Below are 20,510 nucleotides of genomic sequence, written 5' to 3' on the forward strand. Positions count from 1 at the left end.
ACTCGAAACCATGAAATCACCGCTCAACCGCGAACAGACCATCGATCTGCTGCGCGCACACGACATCAACCTGACCCAGCCGCGGATCGACATCGCGCATGTGCTGTTTTCGCGCATGGAGCATCTGTCGGCCGACCAGATCCTGGCGATGGTGAATGAAACATCGCCGTCGGCGTCGAAGGCGACCGTGTACAACACGCTGAAAGTGTTGCGCGAGGCGGGTCTGATCCGCGAGGTGATCGTCGATCCGACCAAGGTGTTCTTCGATCCGAACACCGAGCCCCACCATCATCTGTACGACGTGGTCACCGGCTGTCTGACCGACATACCCAATCACACGCTGCGTGTGGAGGGCATGCCTGAGCTGCCGCCGGGCATGGTGGCCGATGGCATCGACATCGTCGTGCGCATGCGCCCGGGTCTGCAGTGAAAGCGTGCTTTTGCATTGATTTTGGCCGTTTCAGCGGCTATCATGCGCGCTCTTTGTTGCCGCTGTAGCTCAGTCGGTAGAGCAGCGCATTCGTAATGCGAAGGTCACCAGTTCGATTCCGGTCAGCGGCACCACCCGGATGCAAGTGAAGGCCCGTTCCCCGGAACGGGCCTTTTGCTTTTGTGGCCTCGGCCATCGCGGCAGGGCGCCGGCATCCGCAGCGATGTGGATGCGACCGGCGGCGACACAATGAAAAAAGGCGGCCAAGGCCGCCTTTTTCGTTTGAATCCGGGCTGATGACTGCCCGTCTCAACCGTTGATCAGGCGCTCCTCGCTCACCATGACTTCCGCACCGATCGCCAGCGGCACGCTGTGGCTGCGCAGCGCGGCGGTGACGTGATGCATCGGCGCGATTTCGTGGCGGAACAGGTAGGCCAGTACCCGCTGCGTATTCCAGGTTTCGGGCAGAGCGATGTGGACGGTGCTGGCCGCATCGGCTTCGAGTGCGGTGCCGACCAGCCATGCGCCGATCTGCTCGCGCAGCAGGAAACGGGTTTTCAGCGGGCTGGTGGCCAGCGACATGCCCGGTGCTTCGGACAGGCGGATGGCCAGTGCGCGAGCCAGCGGAATCCAGTCGGCTTCGACATTCTGTCCGTGGCAGGCGGCAAGTGCCGCGTGTTCGCGCTTCAGGAATTCGCACAGCAGGGCGGACAGATCGCCTGCTGTCCAGTTGCGCATGCCGGGTGCAGCCTTCGGCTGCTGCTGCGCGTTCGTGCTGTCGTGGCGCGCGGCATTCGCGGAAAAGCGCGGCCAGCTGGCTCTCGTGCGGCTGGGGGCGTTATCGCCGTCAGCACGCGGGTGGCGCGCGACAGCAGCCCCTTCATTCAGACTTGCACCCATGGCATACCTTTTGAGTTGTTGGTTCGATGGTAATGCTGCGATGTGTCATTCTTCGGAACTTAGGTCACCCGGACTAGGGGTTTACCCCTAATCCGGATGGTCCGGGTTCCTGTATCCGGACGCGCTGCCTTATCTTCGAGGTTTTCCTGCAAACCCGCTGCGGCGGCGCGCCGGACGTGCTGTTTCCGGGGAATCCCGTCGAAACGGGGCGGTCGGAACCTGCACCTTGGGTGTTATCGACACGGAAGTTAACAAATGAAGAATTCTTTTTCGCGGGCCATACATCTGCGCGATTACCAGGCGCCCGCCTGGTGGGTGGATGAGGTGGAACTGGATGTGTCCATCGCCGATGACGGCCATACCGAGGTTGCCGCGACGCTGGCGCTGCGTCGCAACGAAGCCGTGGCGGCTGCACCGCTGCAGCTGGATGGCGAAGAACTCGAACTGCTCTCTCTGGCGGTGGATGGCCGCACGCTGCCTGCGCCGGCCTCTTTCGTGCGCGACGGCCGGCTCGAACTGGTCGATCTGCCGGCGCGCTGCCGCCTGAGCACCCGGGTGCGCATCCGCCCTGACCTGAACACCACGCTGTCCGGCTTCTACCGCTCCAAGGATGGCTACTTCACGCAGTGCGAGGCGGAAGGCTTCCGCCGCATCACCTGGTTTCCGGACCGGCCGGACGTGATGGCACGCTACACGGTGACCCTGCATGCGGACAGGGAGCGTTTCCCGGACCTGCTGGCCAATGGCAACCGGGTCGCCGAGGGTGAGGAGGAGGGCGGGCGGCACTGGGCGCGCTGGGTCGATCCTTTCCCCAAGCCCTGCTATCTGTTCGCCATGGTGGCCGCGAAGCTGGACCGCCTGGACGACACCTTCACCACCGCCTCCGGCCGCACGGTCGATCTGGCCATCTATGTCGAGCCGGGCAAGCTGGACCAGTGCGGATTCGCGATGCACGCGCTGAAGAAGTCCATGCGCTGGGACGAACAGCGCTTCGGTCTGGAACTCGATCTCGACCGCTACATGATCGTCGCCGTCGGCGATTTCAACATGGGGGCGATGGAGAACAAGGGCCTCAACATCTTCAACACGAAGTACGTGCTGGCGCGGCCGGACATCGCGACCGATGTCGATTACATGAACATCGACCGGGTGGTCGCCCACGAGTATTTCCACAACTGGACCGGCAACCGGGTCACCTGCCGCGACTGGTTCCAGCTGTCGCTGAAGGAAGGCCTGACCGTGTTCCGCGACCAGGAATACGGGTCCGACGAATACTCGCGTGCGGTGCAGCGCATCCAGGAAGTGCGCGGCCTGCGGGCGGCGCAGTTCCCGGAAGATGCAGGGCCGATGGCGCACCCGATACGGCCGGCCAGTTACGAGGAAATCAACAACTTCTACACCGCTACCGTCTATGAGAAGGGCGCCGAAGTGGTGCGCATGATCCACACCCTGCTGGGTGAGGACGGTTTCCGCCGCGGCATGGATCTGTATTTCGAGAGACATGACGGTCAGGCGGTCACCTGCGACGACTTCGTGTCGGCCATGCAGGACGCGTCCGGCGTCGATCTGACGCAGTTCCGCCGCTGGTACGAACAGGCCGGCACGCCGCGGCTGAGCGCGCGCACCGCCTTCGACGCCGCGACCGGCCGCTGGACGCTCACGCTCGAACAGTCGAATCCGGAAACCGCCTACGAAAGGCGGCTGCAGGAAGAAGGCCTGCGCTTCGAGCGCGGACCGCTGCACATTCCGGTCGCGCTGGGTCTGCTCGATACCGACGGCCGCGAAATCCTGCCCACCACCGTGCTGTCGCTGACCGACGTCAGTGGCCGTTTCGAATTCGACCTGTCGGCGCATGGCCTCAAGGCGGCGCCGCTGCCGTCACTGCTGCGCAATCTGTCGGCGCCGGTGGCGCTGGACTACGAATATGGCGACAGCGATCTGGCCACGCTGATGGCGCATGACAGCGACGAGTTCAACCGCTGGGAAGCCGGCCAGCGGCTGGCCACCCGGCTCATGCTCGCCGGCGTGGCGCAGGTGCAGGCCGGGGGCGACGCGCTGGTGCCGGACCTGTTCGTCGATGCCTTTGCCGCCGTACTGGCGAAGGCGGATGCCGATCCGGCCTTCGCTGCCGAGGCGCTGACGCTGCCGTCCGAAGCCTGGCTGGGCGATCAGATGGCGGTGATCGATCCGGACGCCATCCACCGCGTGCGCACGCTGTTCCGCCGCACGCTGGCCGAGCGACTGCGTACGCAGTTCGAGGCGCTGCTGGCGCGCTTCAGCGTGGCCGGCGCCTATGCGCCCGAGCCCGCCGCCATGGGCCGCCGTGCGCTGCGCAATCTCGCGCTGGGCTATCTGATGACGCTGGACGACAGCGCGCTGCAGCTGAAGGCGCTGAGCCAGTTCCGCGACGCCGACAACATGACCGACCAGTTCGCCGCCTTCTCGCTGCTGGCGCACAGCGACACGCCGCTGCGCGAAGTGGCGCTGAACGAGTTCTACGCGCGCTGGAAGGACGAGGCGCTGGTGGTGGACAAGTGGCTGGCGGTACAGGCCACGTCGCCGCTGTCCGATGCACGCGCGCGGGTGCGCGAACTGATGGTGCACGCAGCGTTCGACCTGAAGAACCCGAACAAGGTGTACGCGCTGGTGCGCACCTTCTGCGCCGCCAATCCGCTGCATTTCCACGCCGCCGACGGTTCGGGCTACGCCTATGCCGCCGGCGTCATCCGCGAGCTGGATCCGGTGAATCCGCAGGTGGCGTCACGCGTGGCGCGCGCCTTCGACCGCTGGCGCCGTTTCGACGACAGCCGTCAGGCGCATGCGCGCCGTGCGCTGGAGAGCATTCGCGACCTGCCGGGTCTGTCGGCGGATGTGGCCGAGGTGGTCGGCCGGGCGCTGGCCTGAGAACCGGTACGCCTGCTCAGTCGGTCGCGATCATCGCCTCGAAGGCGAGTGCGGCCGGGCTGAGCGGGCGGCGCGGCAGGCGCAGGCGGTAGAGCTGGCGGGTGAGCTGCACGCCGGGCAGGGTGAGCGTGGCGACCTTGCCGAGCGCGATCTGGTCGGCCGAACTGACCCGCGGCACCATCGATACCCCGCCGCCGGCCGCCACCGTCTGGATCACCGCTTCGGTGCTGCCCGCTTCAAGCGTGCGGGCCGGCACGATGCCCAGCCTGTCCAGCCAGCGGTTCATCACTTCGCGCGTGCCCGAGCCGTGTTCGCGCACCACCCAGGTCACCGCCGACAGATCGGCCGCGCTTACCGTGCCGGCGCGGGCCAGATCGCTGTCCGGCGGCGCCACGATGAGCAGCGTTTCGTCGCGCCAGGGGCGGGATTCGATCCGTTCGTCCTCGACCGGGCCTTCCACCAGCGCGATGTCGATTTCGCAGGCCAGCAGCCGTTCGGCGATGGCCTGGGTGTTGGCGCTGGTCAGGCTGAGCGCTATGCCCGGGTGGGCCTGCGAAAAATCTGCCACATAGCCCGGCAGCCAGTAGCCGGCCACCGTCATGCTGGCGCCGATGCGCAGCCGGCCGCGCTCGAGGTTGGAATAGGCCTGCAGCGCTTCCAGCGCCGCGCGTTCCATCGCGAAAATGCCGCCGGCGTATTCGAACAGCACCTTGCCGGCTTCGGTCAGCGACACGATGCGCGAACCGCGTTCGATCAGCACCACGTCGAGCTGATCCTCGAGCTCGCGCAGCGCCTTGGACACGGCCGGCTGGCTGATGCCCAGGTGTTCGGCCGCACGCGAAAAGCTCGCGTGCTCGCCCACGGTATGGAAGATGCGCAGCAGGTGCAGGTTCATCGCGTTCGGCAGGACAGGGGATGACGCATTGTTCCACAACGGCGCCCATGAAAAAGGCCCGCACGGGGCGGGCCTTCAGGGGTGGAGCAGAGTGGTGCTCAGCCCGCCATCTGTACCGGAATGTGACCGCGCTGGTTCACGATGTTGTTCTTGCCATCGACGTACACCAGCTTGGGCTCGTAACGGGCCAGCTCCAGTTCGGTGTATTGCGCGTAGGCAGCGATGATGAGCAGATCGCCAGCCGCGGCCTTGCGGGCGGCGGCGCCATTGACCGAAATGATGCCGGAACCGCGCTCCGCGCTGATCGCATAGGTCGAGAAGCGCTCGCCGTTGCTCACGTTGTAGATGTCGATCGCCTGGTATTCGCGGATGTCCGCGGCGTCGAGCAGGTTCTGGTCGATCGCACAGGAGCCCTCGTAATGCAGCTCGGAGTGCGTCGTGGTGACACGGTGCAGCTTGGACTGAAGCATGGTGCGTTGCATATGGGCGCTCCTATATCGCGCTGTTCAGACAACACGTGCACGCGACGGCATGCACGACAGTGCGCTACTGGAACGCCACCGGCCTGAGCGCATCGTGGCGACCTACACTTCCAGATTGTCGATCAGGCGCGTCGTCCCGAGCAGGGCGGCGGCCACGATCACCAGGCTGGATTCGTGAGCGGCCGGCGATTGTAAGTCGGCTTGTCGTCGCACCGCAATATATTGCGGAGACCAGCCTCCAGCCTGAAGAAATGCCATGGCGTCGGCTTCGATGCGGGCGAAATCGCGGTCGCCGGCGCGCAGCGCGTCGCGCGCGGCCGACAGCGCCTGATACAGCTGGACCGCCTGCGCCCGCTCGGCCGGCGCGAGATAGCCATTGCGCGAGGACAGCGCCAGGCCGTCGTCCGCGCGCTCGGTCTCGCCGCCGACGATGGCGATCGGCAGCGCCAGCTGGCTCACCAGCTGGCGGATCACCATGAGCTGCTGGTAATCCTTCTTGCCGAACAGCGCCACCTGCGGCTGCACGATGTTGAACAGCTTGGCCACCACGGTGGCCACGCCGGTGAAGAAGCCGGGCCGGAAAGCGCCTTCCAGGATGTCGGCCAGCACCGGGTCCGGCACCACCTTCATCGTCTGCGGCTGCGGATACAGCTCGGTTTCGGCCGGCGCGAACACGTGGGCCACGCCGGCCGCCTGCATGCGGGCGCAGTCGGCCTCCATGGTGCGCGGGTAGCGGTCGAAATCCTCGTTCGGGCCGAACTGCAGCCGGTTCACGAACACGCTGGCCACCACCACGTCGGCGTGGTCGTGGCCCTGGCGCATCAGCGAGGCGTGGCCTTCGTGCAGATTGCCCATGGTGGGCACGAAGGCGATGCGCGCGCCGCGCGCGCGTTCGGCGTCGAGCGCGGCGCGCAGGCCGGCGACGGTGGGGTGGATCTGCATCGGGAAAGCTCGCGGAATCAGTAGCAGTGTTCGGGGCCGGGGAAGCTGCGGTCCTTGACCGCGGCGACATAGCGGGACAGCGCGTCATGCACGTCGTCGGCGCCCGGCATGAAGTTGCGCACGAAGCGCGGGCGGCGGCCCGGGAACAGGCCGAGCACGTCGTGCAGCACCAGCACCTGGCCGCTGCATTCGACGCCGGCGCCGATGCCTATGGTGATGAGGCGGGTGTTGGCGGTCACTTCGGCCGCCAGCCGGGCCGGCACCATTTCCAGCACCATCATGGTGGCGCCGGCCTGGTCCAGCAGATCGGCGTCGCGCAGCAGCTGGGCGGCGGCTTCGTCGGTCACGCCCTGGGCGCGGTAACCGCCCAACTGATGCACCGACTGCGGCGTGAGCCCGAGGTGGGCGCACACCGGCACGCCGCGTTCGACCAGGAAGCGCACGGTGTCGGCCATGTGGGCGCCGCCTTCCAGCTTCACCATCTGTGCGCCGGCGGTCATCAGCTTCACCGACGAACGCAGCGCCTGTTCGCGGCTTTCCTGGTAGCTGCCGAAGGGCAGGTCGGCGATCAGGAAGGCGCGGCCGCCGACATTCGCAAGGCCTCGGGCCACGCAGGCGGTGTGGTAGGCCATGTCGTCCAGCGTGACCGGCAGCGTGGTGTCGTGGCCCTGCAGCACGTTGCCGAGCGAATCGCCCACCAGCAGCACTTCGGCGCCGGCCGCGTCGCAGACGGCGGCAAAGGTCGAGTCGTAGCAGGTGAGCATGGCGACAGGCTCACTGTTCGCACGCATGCGCAGCAGGGTGTTCAGCGTGACCGGGCGGCGAGCCGGGTCGGTGTCGCGCATATAGGTCATGAGGCGTAACCGAAGAATTCGCGGAAGGAGCGCATCTGGCCCAGACGTTCGACCAGCAGCGCGAAGTCCTCGTCGCTGTCGACCGGGTTCAGTTCCTCTGCATTGACGATGAACAGCGGACTGGCGTCGTACTGGTAGAAGAAGCGGGCGTAGCGCTCGACCACCCGCGCGAGATAGCTTTCGCTGATGCGCCGTTCGGCGTCGATGCCGCGCCGGCGGACGCGCTCGGCCAGCGTGTCGGCGTCGGCCTGCAGATAGATGACCAGATCGGGGGCCGGCGCCTGCAGCTTGACCGACGAGAAGATCTGCCGGTACAGCGCGTACTCGTCGTCGGTCAGGTTCATCGACGCGAAAAGCGGGTCCTTGTCGATCAGAAAATCGGCCACCAGCCGGCCGGAGAACAGGTCGTCCTGCATCACCTCACGCAGCTGTTCCATGCGCTGGAACAGAAAGAACAGCTGGGTCTGCAGCGCGTAGCGCTCCATGTTCTGGTAGAAGCGCGCCAGGAAGGGGTTCTCTTCCGGCTTCTCGAACAGCGTCGGCGCCTGCAGGTGATCGGCCAGTCGCCGGGCCAGCGAGGTCTTGCCCACGCCTATGGGGCCTTCGACGACGATGTAGCGTGCCTTGTCGAGCATCGATGGATCAGTCCGGTCGGGAAATTCGCCGAGAATTCAGCGGAAGATGAAGTACACCGCGCCCAGCATACACAGCGCAGCCCACACGTAGTCAAGCTTGAACGGCTGGTTCATGTAGAGCACGGCGAAGGGGATGAACACGGCCAGCGTGATCACTTCCTGCATGATTTTGAGCTGGCCGAGTGACAGCTGCGTGTGACCGATGCGGTTGGCCGGCACCTGCAGCAGGTATTCGAACAGCGCGATGCCCCAGGAGAAGATCGCCGCGTACCACCAGGGCTTGTGGTTCATGTCCTTCAGGTGGGCGTACCACGCGAAGGTCATGAAAATGTTGGAGGCCACCAGCAGGCCGGCCGCCTGCACCCAGGCCGGCAACTGGGCCAGCGTCATGCCGCGTCAGCCGGGCCGTTGCCGCCGCCCGAAGGCTTGCGGCGGGTGCGACGGCGCTTCTTCGGCGCTTCTTCGGGACGCAGCATGGCTTCGCGCTGCGGGCCGTCGGCGGCCGCGAAGTCGGTCCACCAGTCGGCCAGTTCCTGTTCCACCTCGCCGCTGCCGGCACGCAGCAGCAGGAAGTCGTAGGCGGCACGGAAGCGCGGCAGTTCGAGCAGCCGGTAGGGGCGTTTGCCGGCGCGCTGTTCGAAGCGCGGCTGCAGCAGCCAGATGTCTTTGATGTCGGTGGCGATGCGGCGCGTGATGGCCAGCTTTTCCGCCTGCTGGTCGAGCACGCTGCCCATCGCGTCGAACAGCGCCGGAATCGCCGCTTCGCCCGCCTGCTTGCGCTTTTCCCAGTCGGCCAGCACTTCGTGCCAGAGCAGGGTGGCGAACAGGAAGCCGGGCGAAATCGACTTGCCTTCGCGTACGCGCTCGTCGGTGCGCTCCAGCGACAGCATGACGAAGCGTTCGCCCATCGGCTGTTCGAGGATGACGTCGAGCAGCGGCAGCAGGCCGTGGTGCAGCCCTTCCTCGCGCAGCTGGCGCACGCAGCGCACTGCGTGACCGCTGGTGAGCAGCTTGAGCATTTCGTCGAACAGGCGGGCCGGCGGCACGTTTTCCAGCAGGCCGGACATCGAGCGTATCGGTTCGCGCGCGGCCGGATCGATGATCAGACCGAGCTTGGCGCCCAGCCGGACCGCACGCAGCATGCGCACCGGGTCTTCGCGGTAGCGGCGCGGGGCGTCGCCGATCATGCGCAGCGTCTTCTGTTTCAGGTCGGCCACGCCGTGATGGAAGTCGATCACGGTTTCGGTGGTCGGGTCGTAGTACAGCGCATTGACCGTGAAGTCGCGCCGGGCGGCATCTTCTTCCATCGTGCCGAACACGTTGTCGTGCAGGATGCGGCCGTGCTCGTCGGTCACCGCCTCCGAGTCGCCGCGGAAAGTGGTCACCTCGATCACGTCGCGGCCGAACATGACATGCACGATCTTGAAACGGCGGCCGATCATGCGGGCGCGACGGAATACCTCGGTCACCTGCTCCGGCGTGGCGCTGGTGGCGACGTCGAAATCCTTGGGTTCGATGCCGGCGATCAGGTCGCGCACCGCGCCGCCGACCACATAGGCCTGATAGCCCTCGGCCTGCAGCCCGTCGCACACCTTGCGTGCGGCCGGCAGGATCTGTTCGCGCGAAATGCCGTGCTGTTCGCGCGGAATGGAAACCGGTCCACTGCTGGCGGCCGGTGTGCGGGCGTTGTCTTCGGGGCGCCGGAGTATCCGGCGCAGCAACTTTCGGATCATCAGTAAGAGGGCTTTCTGGCGTGATTCGGACCAGGACGCGTTCGCGCCGGACCCGACATGTTAACGCAAGCGGCGCCGCACAGCCCGCCTGTCTTGCCGCTCGCGCCGTCAGCACGCTACCATGCGCGCCCATGACGTTTGCCCGCCCCCGATTCCGCTTCGCCCTGATGCTCGCGCTGTTCGCAGTGTGCGCCCAGGTGCTGCTGCCCACGCTGATGCGCTGGCAGCAGTCGGACGACCCGGTGGCGTCGGCAGAAATCTGTACCGCCTTCGGCGTGAAGCCCGTCGCTGAAGGCAGCGACGACGGCGAGGCCCGGCCGCACTGCCCGTGGTGCGTCGCGCAGGCCGCGATCGCCTTGCCCTCCCAGCCCGCGTACGCGGTGTTCGCGCTGCATGCCGAGGCGGAAGCGCCGCCCGCGCGCTCCGATCTTCCCCTGCCGCCGGTTTTCCGGCGCGCCGCGCCGCCGCGCGCACCACCCCTGGCCTGACCCCATGCCGGCGTGACGCCGTGCGCCCGGTGCCCGAGCACCGTGTGCGCGTGCTGAGCACGCCCTGAGCCGGCGCACGCCTGTGCGTGCGCCCATGCGTTACCAGCGCTGTCCTGGTGACGCGCCGAGCCCGGTCAGGTCCGATGCCGTTCCCGTTCCATCCGTCGATCATCCGCATTGCAGCGCACGCCCGAACGCGTGCGCTGGCGATGGCGCTCGCCTGTGTGCTGCTGGCACTGGTGGGCCTGGGTGCGGCCGGTCAGGCGACCGCGCGGGTAATGCCCGGCGACGACATCTGCTCCAGCGCCGACCGCGATCGTCCGCCGGGCGACGCCACTCATCGCGGCCACTGTTCGCTGTGCGCCGGCAGCACCGGCCTGGCACCGCCGCCCTTTGGCCTGCCGCTGCCGGCACCGCTGCAGCCGGTCATCGAGGCGTCCTGCACCGGCGCTTCGCTGCACGCGATCAGCGCCGGTGCCCACTGGCAGTCGCGCGCACCGCCCATGCGCTGAATCCCCCTTCGCCCGGCGAGCACCACATGTCCGGGCGCCGGTCCGGCCACGCCTTGCGGCGCGGCCGTCTGCAACGCACGCCGGTACGCCGGCGGCGCGAACAGGATTCAGCACACATGAAAAAGCACTGCATGGCCGCCGTTCTGGCAGGCCTGTTCTCGGCTTCGGCCTTCGCCCACGTGAGCTACAGCTCGCGTGATTTCTTCGTCAATGGCGTGCAGTCCGGCAATACCTGGACGCTGGCTGACCAGCGCGTCACCTCGGACTACGGCTGGGCCGACGGCGCCGACGCAGACTGGGGCGACAGCCACCGGCTGCGCTGGGCCCGCTTCACGCTGACCGGAGCCGCCGATGTGACGCTCACGGTCAGTGCCAGCAGTTTCACCTACCTCAGCGGCGGCAGCACGCTGACCGCCGCCGGCGACCTCATGCCCGGCTTTTCGCTGTACGCCGGCATCGCGCCGGGCGCGGCGTTCGAGGCGGGTGACCATCCGGATTACCTGGCTCATCACCCGGGCTTCCTGCCGACGATTTCGCCGACCTATCTGGGCGCCGGCATGTTCGGCAACCGCGAGGGCGCATTCAACGCAAATGGCGACTTCTGGCTCGGCAACAAGCTTGAGGAAGTGGGCGAAGCCAACTGGGCGTCGGCCCGGCTGGCCTATATCGGTCAGGCCGTGGATGGCGCGGGCGTGGACATCAACGGCGATGGCGTGATCGACATCGCCGGCGACGGCAGCGCCGACCAGTCGGTCAGCGCGACCTTTCGCCTGGCCGCCGGTAGCTACAGCCTCATCGTCGGCGGCGCCCGCTACGCCAGTCCCTACATCGACCTCGCCGCCGCCAACGGACAGCGTGGCTTCACTGCAGCGCTGTCGGTCACGCCGGTGCCGGAACCCGAAGCCTGGGCGCTGATGCTGGGCGGTCTGGGCCTGATCGCCGCCGTGGCCCGTCGTCGCCTGAACGGCTGAACCTTCTGATTGATCCCGGGCCGGCCTCTGCCGGCTCTTTGCTTACCAAAAGGAAATAAGGATGAACACGCTTCTTCGCGCCACCTCCCTCGCTTTCGCGCTGGCCGTACCGGCCGCGGCGTCCGCCCACGCCAGTTTCGTCGACCACGCGGTCACCGTTCAGTACGGCATGGATCTGGGGCTGGGCGCCGGCTTCCAGGCGCTGCAGACCTTCACGGTGACGGTTGGCGATGCGGTCGAACTGCCGGCCATCAAGCTCAACACTTCTGGCTCGATCTCGTGGTCGGTCAATCTGTACGACAGCGGCCTGAGCCTGAAGTATGTCGGCACCGGCGACTTCATGAATTTCGGTTCGCCGACCTTCCTCGGTTTCCGCATTGCCGATGTGGCCAGCCAGCTGCCGTCCTTCAACAGCGTCAGCGTGGCGAACACCGCCTACGTGAGCGGTGTTCGCGGCAACCTGATCGAAGGCTTCCAGCCGTCCGCTCATCTCGCCTACAGCGCCGATGCGATCTGGCTGAATCTGAACGAATCGATGTACCACCACCACGCCATGCCCGGCATGGGTGACCCGCTGCGTGACGAAATCCGGCTGAACGTCGGTTTCGCCGGTGCGGTGACGCCGCCGGTGCCGGAGCCGGAATCGTGGGCGCTGATGCTGGCCGGCCTCGGACTGGCCGGCTGGGCGGCCCGCCGTTCGCGTCAGGGCTGATCGCGGCGTAGCGCCGCATTCCACGCTTGAAAACCCCTTTCCACCCCGTTACGGCGGGGTGGCTCTTTTTCTGCCATGAAACGATCCGAATTCCGATGGCTGGCGGCCTGTGGCCTGCTGGCGCTGAACACCGCGCGTGCCGACACCGTGCTGCCTGCGGTCGATATCCACGGCAAGCGCGCCGATCCCTCTGCCGGTGAGGTGACCGAACTGCGCGACAGCCCGGTTGGCGGCGCCGATCTGGCCGAGCGCCTGCGCGACCTGAGCGGCTTCAACGTGAGCCGGGTCGGCGGCACCGCCGGCAGCGTGTTCCTGCGGGGCCTGGGCGGCGCGCGACTGCCGGTGGTGGTAGGCGACGCGGTGGCCGATGCGGCCTGCAATCACGGCATGGACCCGGTCACCTCTTATCTGCAGCCGGATGCCTATGACCGGCTCACCGTGGTGAAGGGGCCGAACACCGTGCAGTTCGGGCCGGCGCTGTCCGGCCTGATCCGGGTCGAGCGCGATGCGCCCGAAGCCGGCATGCGGCTGCGTGCGTCGGCCACCCGCAGCGGCTTTGACCGGCTGGATCAGGCGGCCGAGGTGAGCTGGGCCGGGGAGGTGCTGTGGCTGCGCGCAGGCGGCACCCGCAATGACTCCGACAACTACCGCGACGGCGCAGGGCGGCGCTTCCAGTCCTTCTATTCGCGCTACGCCACCACGCTGGCCGCCGGTCTGAAGCTGGGGTCGGACACCGTGCTCGAAGTCGATAACGAGAACGGTGACGCGATTGCCGGTTACCCGGCCTTCCACATGGACGGCACACGCTTCAACCGTTCGGCATGGGGCGCGAAGCTCACCCATCGCCGGCCGGGCCAGTTGCTGTCCGCGCTCGAACTGTCGCTGCGCTGGCAGGACATCAAGCACCTGATGGACGACTACAGCTACCGGCCGGTAAAGCCGGTCGAGCTGGTGCCCGGCGTGCTCGACCAGCTGCCCACCCTGCTGATGCGGCAGGACCAGCGCGGCCGCAGCGCGCGCGCGGTGGCCACCTTCGAGCCGGCCGACGGCAGCACGCTGCTGCTGGGCGTCGATGCGCGCGACGATCACCACTTCGGCGACAACCTGCGCACCACCCGCACCTGTTTCACCGGCACCACGAACTGCCCGCTGTTCACATCGACCCGCAGCGCCTTCTACACGCTGGATGCGCGTAATCAGGGCGCGTTCGCCGAGCTGACGCAGCAGCTTGGCACCCTTACGCTGCGCGCCGGTCTGCGCAGCGACCGGCTGCAGACCCGTGCCGGAGAACTGCGCAACTTCCTCGGCACCCAACTGCTGCCGGGCAGTTTCGACGAACGCACCGAAAAGCTGGGCAGCGGCTTTCTGCGGGCGCAGATGCGCCATGGCGACGGACTGGAAAACTATCTTGCGCTGGGCGTGGCCCAGCGTGCCGCCAGCAGTCTGGAGCGCGCGAGCTTTGCCGCCTTCAATATCGATGCCGAAACCAATACCGAACTGGGGGCCGGCCTGAATGGCCGCAGTGATGCGTTGCAGTGGTCGCTGCATGCCTTCGTGAGCCGGGTGGATGACTTCATCCTGGCTGAGCAGGGCACCCGTGCGATCAATGTCGATGCACGCCGCTTTGGCGGCGAACTGGAGGCACGCTGGCGCCTGCTGCAGAGCTGGAGCGTGACCGGTGCCGCCAGCTGGGTGCGCGCCGACAACCTGACCCAGCACGTTCCGCTGGCGCAGACCTCGCCGCCGGAAATGCGTCTGGGAGTGGAGTACGAAAGCGGCCGCTTCAGCGCCGCCACCCAGCTGCGGCTGGTGCGCCGGCAGGACCGGGTGCATGTTGGCTACGGCAATGCACTGGGCAACGACATCGGCGAAACGCCAGGTTTCGCGACGGTGAGAGTGATGGCTGGCTGGTCGCCGGACAGCCGGCTGCAGTTGAGTGCAGGCATCGACAATCTGTTCGACCGCAGCTACGCGGAGCACATCAGCCGTACCGGCGTGTTCCAGCCGGCAGGTTTCGTACAGACCGAGAGAGTGAACGAACCAGGGCGGCTGGCCTGGCTGCGCGCGCGGCTGGCCTTCTGATCAGTTGCCGCGCAGGCCTTCGAGCAGTTCGGCCACGCGCTCGAACTCGCTCGACTTGTCGAGAAAGTGGTGAGCGCCCATGGCCAGGCTGCGGGCGCGCATGGCGGCGGTATTGCTGTTGGTGAGTACGATGGCCAGCAGGTCGGGGTGATACAGCTTGAGGTGCTGCAATACGCCGAAGCCGCTGCCTTCGCGCAATTGCAGATCAACCACTACCGCGTCGAAGCGTCCGACCCGCAGCGCAGTGACCGCGTCCGCTTCGGTATCGACCTCGCCGCAGACGGCGACGCCCTCGCTGTCTTCCAGCAGCGCGACCAGATGCTTGCGGATGAGCACGGAATCCTCGACGAGCAGCACGCGCAGCGGGCGGGTGCGGGCGATCGGGGTAGCGGAGGTCGGACGTTGGAGCACGGCAGTGTGCGCGTAAGCGTCGGAGTGGCGGTCAGGGGATTGCACGGTCTGCAGTATTCCACCACAGGCACCGCCGGTATGTAGGTGCGAGCCGACAGACCGGTTCATTCGATCAGCCCATTCTTCAGCGCGTAGTAGGTCAGCTCGGCGTTGCTCTTCAGATTGAGCTTGGTGAGCAGACGGCTGCGGTAGGTGCTCACGCTCTTGACGCTGATGAACAGTTCATCGGCGATTTCGGTCACCGACTTGCCGGTCGCCAGCTTGTGCAGCACCTGGAACTCGCGCTCCGACAGTTGCTGGTGCGCCGGTGCGTCGGCGTCGCCATTGAGCCGCTGGGTGAGCAGGTCGGCCACCGTGTCGCTCACATAGCGGCGGCCGCGCAGCACGGTGCGGATGGCGGACAGGATGTCGTCCACGTCGGCGTCCTTGCGGATGTAGCCGTTGGCGCCTGCGCGCAGCATGTTCAGCGCGTACTGTTCTTCTGCATAGGCGCTGATGATGAGCACAGGCAGATCGGTGCGGTGACTGCGCAGCAGGCGCAGCGTATCCATGCCGTCGCGGTCCGGCATCGAAATGTCGAGCAGCAGCACGTCGACCTCGGTCTGGCGCAGCTGGGTAAGCGTCTCGGCGCTGGTCGAGGCTTCGGCGACCACCTCCAGATCGGATTCGGCATTGATCAGCTGGCGCAGACCGTTGCGCACGATCTGGTGGTCGTCGGCGAGCAGGACGCGTTTCTTTTGCATGATGTGAAGGCTGCGAAAAGTGAGTGTTACGCGGGATTATCCACGTCAGCGCTTGAACAGTCCCAGCACGAAGGAGGCAACCGTCAGCACCAGGAACACGAAGAACAGTATCTTGGCGATGCCGGCTGCGCTTGCCGCCAGGCCGCCAAAACCGAACAATGCGGCGATCAGTGCAACGATGAAGAATATAAGGGCATAGTGAAGCATGTCGGCCTCCTTGATGAAGGGCAGCAGCGTCCGGGTGTACCGCTGCCTGCATGACTCCATGCTAGGCGCAGCCATTTTCAGTGGCTGTCGTCCGCACCGTGCGCGGGACGTCGGACATGTCTGACGCCGACCGCAGCCTGCAGCACGCGCAGCGCCGGCGCGCACTGGTCGAGGGCCTGTCGCGTGCCGCCCGCCGCGCCGGTTCGGCCACCGACGGGGCCGAGCGGCTGACCGACAGCGTGCTGATGAAGCTGGCACGCTTCCGCTGGGGCGCGCTTCTGGTGGTACTGATCGGCATCGCCTTCGCCGTGCTGTCGGAATCCACCTTTCTGGCGATGCAGCGCGAGCGGGAGGAGATCGACGCGTCGCGGCTGTCGCTGGCTGCGCTGAACAACCTGGTCTACGACAATGCCCAGGCGGACCAGACCGAACAACGCTACATCGAGGACCCGTCGGCGGAGCATCTGGCGCAGCATCGGGCCACGCTGCAGCGCCTGGCGGACGCGTCGAACGTGGTGCTGGGCTGGGCGGTGCGCCGGCAGATCGACGAAGAGCGGGTGAGCGCGGTACGGCGGCTGTCCGCCACCGAATCGGAAGAACTGAAGCGGCTCGAGGCCTTGCCGGAGGACGCCAGTCCGGTCGAGGTGATGGATGCCTTCCTGCCTTCGGTGGTCGATCAGGCCGAATTGCGTCAGGCACTGGAGCCGCTGGTGCGCACCGAACGTGCCTACCTCGAAGAACAGATGACACTGCTGGGCGAGGAAATCGAGCGTCAGCGGGCGGCGGCCATTGTGGTGATCGCGGTTGGCGTGCTCATGCTCATCCTGCTGCTGCGCGCCTACGCGATGCGCAGCGAGGCCGAGGCCCAGGTGGCCGACCGCCTGCGCGCGGCGCGCGACGAACTCGATGCGCTGGTGCGGGTGCGTACCGAAGAGCTGAGCGAACTGGCCAGCCACCTGCAGACCGAAGCCGAGCGACAGAAAGCGGCGCTGGCGCGCGAACTGCACGACGAACTGGGCTCCATCCTGACCGCCAGCCGGATGGAGGCGTCGATGCTGCTGCGCCGGGCGCGCAAGCAGAACAGCCCGGACGTCGAATCGCTGGGGCGGGTGTGCGACATCCTGGAACAGGGCGTGCAGATCAAGCGGCGCGTGATCGAGGGGCTGGTGCCGACCGTGCTTACCCATCTCGGCCTGCTGCCGGCGCTGGAAGCGCTGGCCGATGAAACCCGTGTGTCGGCACCGTTCGCGGTCGAGCTCGAACTGCCTGAAGTGCTTGAACTTGAGCGCGAACGTGCGATCGCGATCTACCGCGTGGCGCAGGAGGCGCTCACCAATATCCGCAAGCATGCGCAGGCGAATACGGTCACCATCAGGCTGACCGAAGAGGGCAATACGGTGAGGCTGGACATCCGCGACGACGGGGTCGGTCTGCCGGAGGGCGCGCGTGGCAAGACCGGTTCGCACGGCCTGCTCGGCATGAAATACCGGGCGGATGCGCTCGGCGGGCGCTTCGCGATCGGCGCTGCGCCGGGCGGTGGCACGCTGCTGGAGTTTGAAGTGCCGCGCGCCTGAACGACGCGCGGCGCGGTGCTCAGGCGAGCACCATGTTGTCGCGGTGTATCAGTTCCGGTTCGTCGACATAACCCAGCAGCGCCTCGATGTCGGTCGAGGGGCGGCGCGCGATGCGGCGGGTTTCCGATGCCGAGTAATTGATCAGCCCGCGTGCCAGTTCGCGACCAGTCGCGTCGCGGCAGGCGACGACCGCACCGCGCTCGAACTGGCCCTGCACCTCGGTCACGCCGATCGGCAGCAGGCTCTTGCCCTCGTACAGCGCCTTCACCGCGCCGTCGTCCAGCACCAGCGTACCGGCCAGCTGAAGATGGTCGGCCAGCCACTGCTTGCGGGCGGCCAGCGGCGAGTTGCCCGCCTTCAGGAAGGAGCCCAGCGCTTCGCCGGCGACCAGCCGCAGCAGCACGTCCGGTTCGCGGCCGCTGGCGATCACGGTGTCGGCGCCGCTGCGGGCGGCGCGCTTCGCGGCGCGCACCTTGGTGATCATGCCGCCGCGCGAAATGCCGGTGCCGGCACCGCCGGCCATCGCTTCGAAGCGTGCATCGTCGGCGTCGCCCTCGCTGATCAGCGTCGCGGACGGGTCCTTGCGCGGGTCAGCGGTGTACAGGCCGCTCTGGTCGGTCAGGATGACCAGACAGTCGGCTTCTGTCAGATTGGCCACCAGCGCGCCCAGCGTGTCGTTGTCGCCGAACTTGATTTCGTCGTACACGACGGTGTCGTTCTCGTTGATCACCGGCACCACGCCCAGCTCCATCAGCGTGGACAGCGTCGAACGTGCATTCAGGTAGCGGGTGCGGTCGGCCAGATCCTCGTGTGTCAGCAGAATCTGTGCGCACGCCAGACCGTACTGCGAGAACGCGCTTTCATAGGCCTGTGCCAGGCCCATCTGGCCGACGGCGGCAGCGGCCTGCAGTTCGTGCATCGCGCTCGGGCGGGTGGCCCAGCCCAGGCGCTGCATGCCGGCCGCGATGGCACCCGAAGACACCAGCAGCACCTCGCGGCCTTCGGCGCGCAGCGCGGCGATCTGGCGCGCCCACTCCTGCAGCGCACCGAGGTCCAGGCCGGCACCGTTGTTGGTGACCAGTGCGCTGCCGACCTTGACGATCAGCCGGCGCGCGTTCTGCAACCCTGACCTCATCGGACGCTCTCGTCGTCTGACTTTTCGTCTTCTGCCTTTTCGTCGGTCCCTTCGTCAGCCTCTTCGGCGGACTCCAGATTGCGCACGTCCGGTTCGACCGGTTCCGGCGGCCGGGTGGCTTCGACGTGATCCATGATGGCGTAGCACAGACCATCGCAGCCTTCGCGGGTCATCGCCGAAATGCTGAAGGCGCGTTCGGCACCGAAGGCGTCAACGAAGTCGCGCACGCGCTGTGCGCGTTCGTCTTCCGGAATCAGATCCAGCTTGTTCAGCACCAGCCAGCGCGGCTTCTGGTACAGCGCCTCGTCGTAACGGCGCAGTTCCTCGACGATGGCGCGTGCGTCATGCAGCGGATCGACTTCCGGATCGAACGGAGCCAGATCGACCAGATGCAGCAACAGGCGGGTGCGCTGCAGATGGCGCAGGAACTGGTGACCGAGGCCGGCGCCGTCGGCCGCGCCTTCGATCAGTCCCGGAATGTCGGCAATCACGAAGCTGCGTGAGGTGTCGACGCGCACGACGCCCAGATTGGGTGCCAGCGTGGTGAAGGGGTAGTCCGCCACCTTGGGGCGCGCAGCCGATACCGCGCGGATGAAGGTGGATTTGCCGGCGTTCGGCATGCCGAGCAGGCCGACGTCGGCCAGCACCTTCAGTTCGAGCTTCAGTTCGCGCCGCTCGCCGGCTTCGCCCGGCGTGGTCTGACGCGGTGCGCGATTGGTACTGGACTTGAAGTGCAGATTGCCCAGACCGCCGCGGCCGCCCTTGGCGATCAATGCGCGGGCGCCGTCGTGGTCGAGGTCGGCGACCACTTCGCCAGTGACCTGGTCGGTGATGGTGGTGCCGACCGGCATGCGCAGTTCCTTGTCGTCGCCGCCCTTGCCGTAGCAGTCGGCGCCGCGGCCGTTCTCGCCGCTTTCGGCGCGGAACATGCGGGTGTAGCGGAAGTCGATCAGGGTATTCAGATTGCGGTCGGCGATGGCCCAGATGCTGCCGCCACGGCCGCCGTCACCGCCGTCGGGGCCGCCGAACGGAATGAATTTTTCGCGGCGGAACGAGGCCGAACCATTGCCGCCATCGCCGGCGATGACCTCTATTTTCGCTTCGTCAAAGAATTTCATTGCGTGCTGCGTCCTTGCGGGGTGACTTCATTGCCGTCCTGTCCTGCAACGGCGGGAATCGTTCTGCTGTCGTGTCGTTAGACGGCAGAAGGTCCATCCGGCCACCGGATTTTACCGACGGCACAAACGAAAAGCCCTGCCTCGAGGGCAGGGCTTCGGTTCAGGCAGACAGCGATCAGGCTGCGGCCGGAACGATGGTGACCACGCGACGGCGGTTTGCACCCTTGACGACGAACTGCACGACGCCGTCAATCTTGGCGAACAGCGTGTGGTCCTTGCCCATGCCGACGTTGTCGCCGGGATGGAACTCGGTGCCGCGCTGACGCACGATGATGCTGCCTGCGGGAATCAGCTGGCCGCCGTAGCTCTTGACGCCAAGGCGTTTCGATTCTGAGTCGCGGCCGTTGCGGGTACTGCCGCCGCCTTTTTTGTGTGCCATGAGATGTGCTCCTGGAAACGTTCAGCGATCAGCCGTTGATGGCGTCGATGCGCAGTTCGGTGTAGTTCTGACGATGACCTTGATGCTTCTGGTAGTGCTTGCGACGGCGCATCTTGAAGATGGTCACCTTCTTGTGGCGCCCTTGCGTGAGCACCGTTGCACGAACGCTGGCACCGGCAACCAGGGGCGCACCGATCTTGACCGATTCGCCCTCACCGACCATCAGAATCTGGTCGATCACGATTTCCGAGCCCACATCCGCAGGTATCTGTTCTACCTTGATTTTTTCGCCGGCAGCGACGCGATACTGCTTGCCGCCGGTTTTTATGACCGCGTACATGTG

23 protein-coding genes and 1 tRNA gene are annotated in these 20,510 nt (G+C 66.6%); 9 read left to right on the forward strand and 15 right to left on the reverse strand.

Translation table 11 applies throughout. The features are described from left to right. Window positions 1–10: 10 nt before the first annotated feature. Window positions 11–430, forward strand: coding sequence for a Fur family transcriptional regulator (locus METUNV2_RS0105000; protein ID WP_051081890.1), 420 nt, complete (start codon window positions 11–13; stop codon window positions 428–430). Between the two features lie 58 nt (window positions 431–488). After that, window positions 489–564, forward strand: a tRNA-Thr gene (locus METUNV2_RS0105005). A 175-nt stretch (window positions 565–739) separates the two neighbouring features. Here the strand turns inward: METUNV2_RS0105005 and METUNV2_RS0105010 are convergent. Beyond that, window positions 740–1,330, reverse strand: coding sequence for a hypothetical protein (locus METUNV2_RS0105010; RefSeq protein ID WP_018228399.1), 591 nt, complete (start codon window positions 1,328–1,330; stop codon window positions 740–742). A 255-nt stretch (window positions 1,331–1,585) separates the two neighbouring features. On the opposite strand from METUNV2_RS0105010, the gene pepN reads away from it, so the two are divergent. Continuing rightward, on the forward strand, window positions 1,586–4,234 hold the full coding sequence (gene pepN, locus METUNV2_RS0105015) for an aminopeptidase N (protein ID WP_018228400.1): 2,649 nt from the start codon (window positions 1,586–1,588) through the stop codon (window positions 4,232–4,234). A gap of 16 nt (window positions 4,235–4,250) precedes the next feature. Here the strand turns inward: pepN and METUNV2_RS0105020 are convergent, their stop codons facing one another. From METUNV2_RS0105020 to pcnB, 7 genes are all read right to left on the reverse strand, one after another. Beyond that, complete coding sequence (locus tag METUNV2_RS0105020; RefSeq protein WP_018228401.1) at window positions 4,251–5,129, reverse strand: LysR family transcriptional regulator; 879 nt, start codon at window positions 5,127–5,129, stop codon at window positions 4,251–4,253. Between the two features lie 98 nt (window positions 5,130–5,227). Beyond that, entirely contained in the window at window positions 5,228–5,611 is a 384-nt protein-coding gene (gene panD / locus METUNV2_RS0105025; protein WP_018228402.1) for an aspartate 1-decarboxylase, read from the reverse strand. Between the two features lie 102 nt (window positions 5,612–5,713). Beyond that, entirely contained in the window at window positions 5,714–6,553 is an 840-nt protein-coding gene (gene panC / locus METUNV2_RS0105030) for a pantoate--beta-alanine ligase (RefSeq protein ID WP_018228403.1), read from the reverse strand. A gap of 17 nt (window positions 6,554–6,570) precedes the next feature. Next, window positions 6,571–7,407: a 3-methyl-2-oxobutanoate hydroxymethyltransferase gene (gene panB, locus METUNV2_RS0105035; protein ID WP_026187879.1), complete on the reverse strand. Its 837-nt coding sequence runs from the start codon at window positions 7,405–7,407 to the stop codon at window positions 6,571–6,573. After that, the gene (locus METUNV2_RS0105040; RefSeq protein ID WP_018228405.1) at window positions 7,404–8,042 is read right to left on the reverse strand and encodes a deoxynucleoside kinase; all 639 of its coding nucleotides are present in this window, start codon (window positions 8,040–8,042) and stop codon (window positions 7,404–7,406) included. Before METUNV2_RS0105040 ends, panB begins: the two co-directional genes overlap by 4 nt. A 36-nt stretch (window positions 8,043–8,078) precedes the next feature. Next, a complete protein-coding gene (locus tag METUNV2_RS0105045; protein ID WP_018228406.1) occupies window positions 8,079–8,432 on the reverse strand; it encodes a DMT family protein in 354 nt (117 codons plus the stop codon). Further along, the gene (pcnB, locus tag METUNV2_RS0105050; RefSeq protein ID WP_026187881.1) at window positions 8,429–9,775 is read right to left on the reverse strand and encodes a polynucleotide adenylyltransferase PcnB; all 1,347 of its coding nucleotides are present in this window, start codon (window positions 9,773–9,775) and stop codon (window positions 8,429–8,431) included. Before pcnB ends, METUNV2_RS0105045 begins: the two co-directional genes overlap by 4 nt. 131 nt (window positions 9,776–9,906) lie before the next feature. Here pcnB and METUNV2_RS0105055 point away from each other — a divergent pair, with 131 nt between their 5' ends. The 5 genes from METUNV2_RS0105055 (at window position 9,907) to METUNV2_RS0105075 (ending at window position 14,540) form a co-directional block, all read left to right on the forward strand. Next, the gene (locus METUNV2_RS0105055) at window positions 9,907–10,263 is read left to right on the forward strand and encodes a DUF2946 family protein (RefSeq protein ID WP_026187882.1); all 357 of its coding nucleotides are present in this window, start codon (window positions 9,907–9,909) and stop codon (window positions 10,261–10,263) included. 143 nt (window positions 10,264–10,406) lie between these two features. Beyond that, on the forward strand, window positions 10,407–10,775 hold the full coding sequence (locus tag METUNV2_RS0105060; RefSeq protein WP_018228409.1) for a hypothetical protein: 369 nt from the start codon (window positions 10,407–10,409) through the stop codon (window positions 10,773–10,775). Between the two features lie 116 nt (window positions 10,776–10,891). Continuing rightward, window positions 10,892–11,746: an FxDxF family PEP-CTERM protein gene (locus METUNV2_RS0105065; RefSeq protein WP_018228410.1), complete on the forward strand. Its 855-nt coding sequence runs from the start codon at window positions 10,892–10,894 to the stop codon at window positions 11,744–11,746. A gap of 61 nt (window positions 11,747–11,807) precedes the next feature. Further along, on the forward strand, window positions 11,808–12,458 hold the full coding sequence (locus METUNV2_RS0105070; protein ID WP_018228411.1) for a PEPxxWA-CTERM sorting domain-containing protein: 651 nt from the start codon (window positions 11,808–11,810) through the stop codon (window positions 12,456–12,458). Window positions 12,459–12,533: 75 nt separating this feature from the next. Beyond that, window positions 12,534–14,540 (forward strand): TonB-dependent receptor domain-containing protein, encoded by a 2,007-nt coding sequence (locus METUNV2_RS0105075; RefSeq protein WP_018228412.1) that lies wholly within the window; start codon window positions 12,534–12,536, stop codon window positions 14,538–14,540. On the opposite strand, the gene METUNV2_RS0105080 is transcribed toward METUNV2_RS0105075, so the two are convergent. The 3 genes from METUNV2_RS0105080 to METUNV2_RS0105090 form a co-directional block, all read right to left on the reverse strand. Then, the gene (locus tag METUNV2_RS0105080) at window positions 14,541–14,951 is read right to left on the reverse strand and encodes a response regulator (protein WP_018228413.1); all 411 of its coding nucleotides are present in this window, start codon (window positions 14,949–14,951) and stop codon (window positions 14,541–14,543) included. 104 nt (window positions 14,952–15,055) lie between these two features. Then, on the reverse strand, window positions 15,056–15,694 hold the full coding sequence (locus tag METUNV2_RS0105085; RefSeq protein WP_018228414.1) for a response regulator: 639 nt from the start codon (window positions 15,692–15,694) through the stop codon (window positions 15,056–15,058). A 45-nt stretch (window positions 15,695–15,739) separates the two neighbouring features. Beyond that, on the reverse strand, window positions 15,740–15,901 hold the full coding sequence (locus METUNV2_RS0105090) for a DUF1328 domain-containing protein (protein WP_008057937.1): 162 nt from the start codon (window positions 15,899–15,901) through the stop codon (window positions 15,740–15,742). A gap of 116 nt (window positions 15,902–16,017) precedes the next feature. Between METUNV2_RS0105090 and METUNV2_RS0105095 the strand changes: the two genes are divergently transcribed. Continuing rightward, window positions 16,018–17,475, forward strand: a complete 1,458-nt coding sequence (locus tag METUNV2_RS0105095; protein ID WP_018228416.1) for a sensor histidine kinase — start codon at window positions 16,018–16,020, stop codon at window positions 17,473–17,475. A 19-nt stretch (window positions 17,476–17,494) separates the two neighbouring features. Here METUNV2_RS0105095 and proB read toward each other — a convergent pair whose 3' ends face one another. The 4 genes from proB to rplU form a co-directional block, all read right to left on the reverse strand. Beyond that, complete coding sequence (gene proB / locus METUNV2_RS0105100; protein WP_026187884.1) at window positions 17,495–18,610, reverse strand: glutamate 5-kinase; 1,116 nt, start codon at window positions 18,608–18,610, stop codon at window positions 17,495–17,497. After that, window positions 18,607–19,728, reverse strand: coding sequence for an Obg family GTPase CgtA (gene cgtA, locus METUNV2_RS0105105; protein WP_018228418.1), 1,122 nt, complete (start codon window positions 19,726–19,728; stop codon window positions 18,607–18,609). Before cgtA ends, proB begins: the two co-directional genes overlap by 4 nt. A 175-nt stretch (window positions 19,729–19,903) precedes the next feature. Next, window positions 19,904–20,167 (reverse strand): 50S ribosomal protein L27, encoded by a 264-nt coding sequence (gene rpmA, locus METUNV2_RS0105110; protein WP_018228419.1) that lies wholly within the window; start codon window positions 20,165–20,167, stop codon window positions 19,904–19,906. Between the two features lie 28 nt (window positions 20,168–20,195). Beyond that, a complete protein-coding gene (gene rplU / locus METUNV2_RS0105115; RefSeq protein WP_018228420.1) occupies window positions 20,196–20,507 on the reverse strand; it encodes a 50S ribosomal protein L21 in 312 nt (103 codons plus the stop codon). Window positions 20,508–20,510: the final 3 nt, after the last annotated feature.

Origin of the sequence: Methyloversatilis universalis EHg5 (assembly GCF_000378945.1) — a bacterium.
GTDB lineage: Bacteria > Pseudomonadota > Gammaproteobacteria > Burkholderiales > Rhodocyclaceae > Methyloversatilis > Methyloversatilis universalis_A.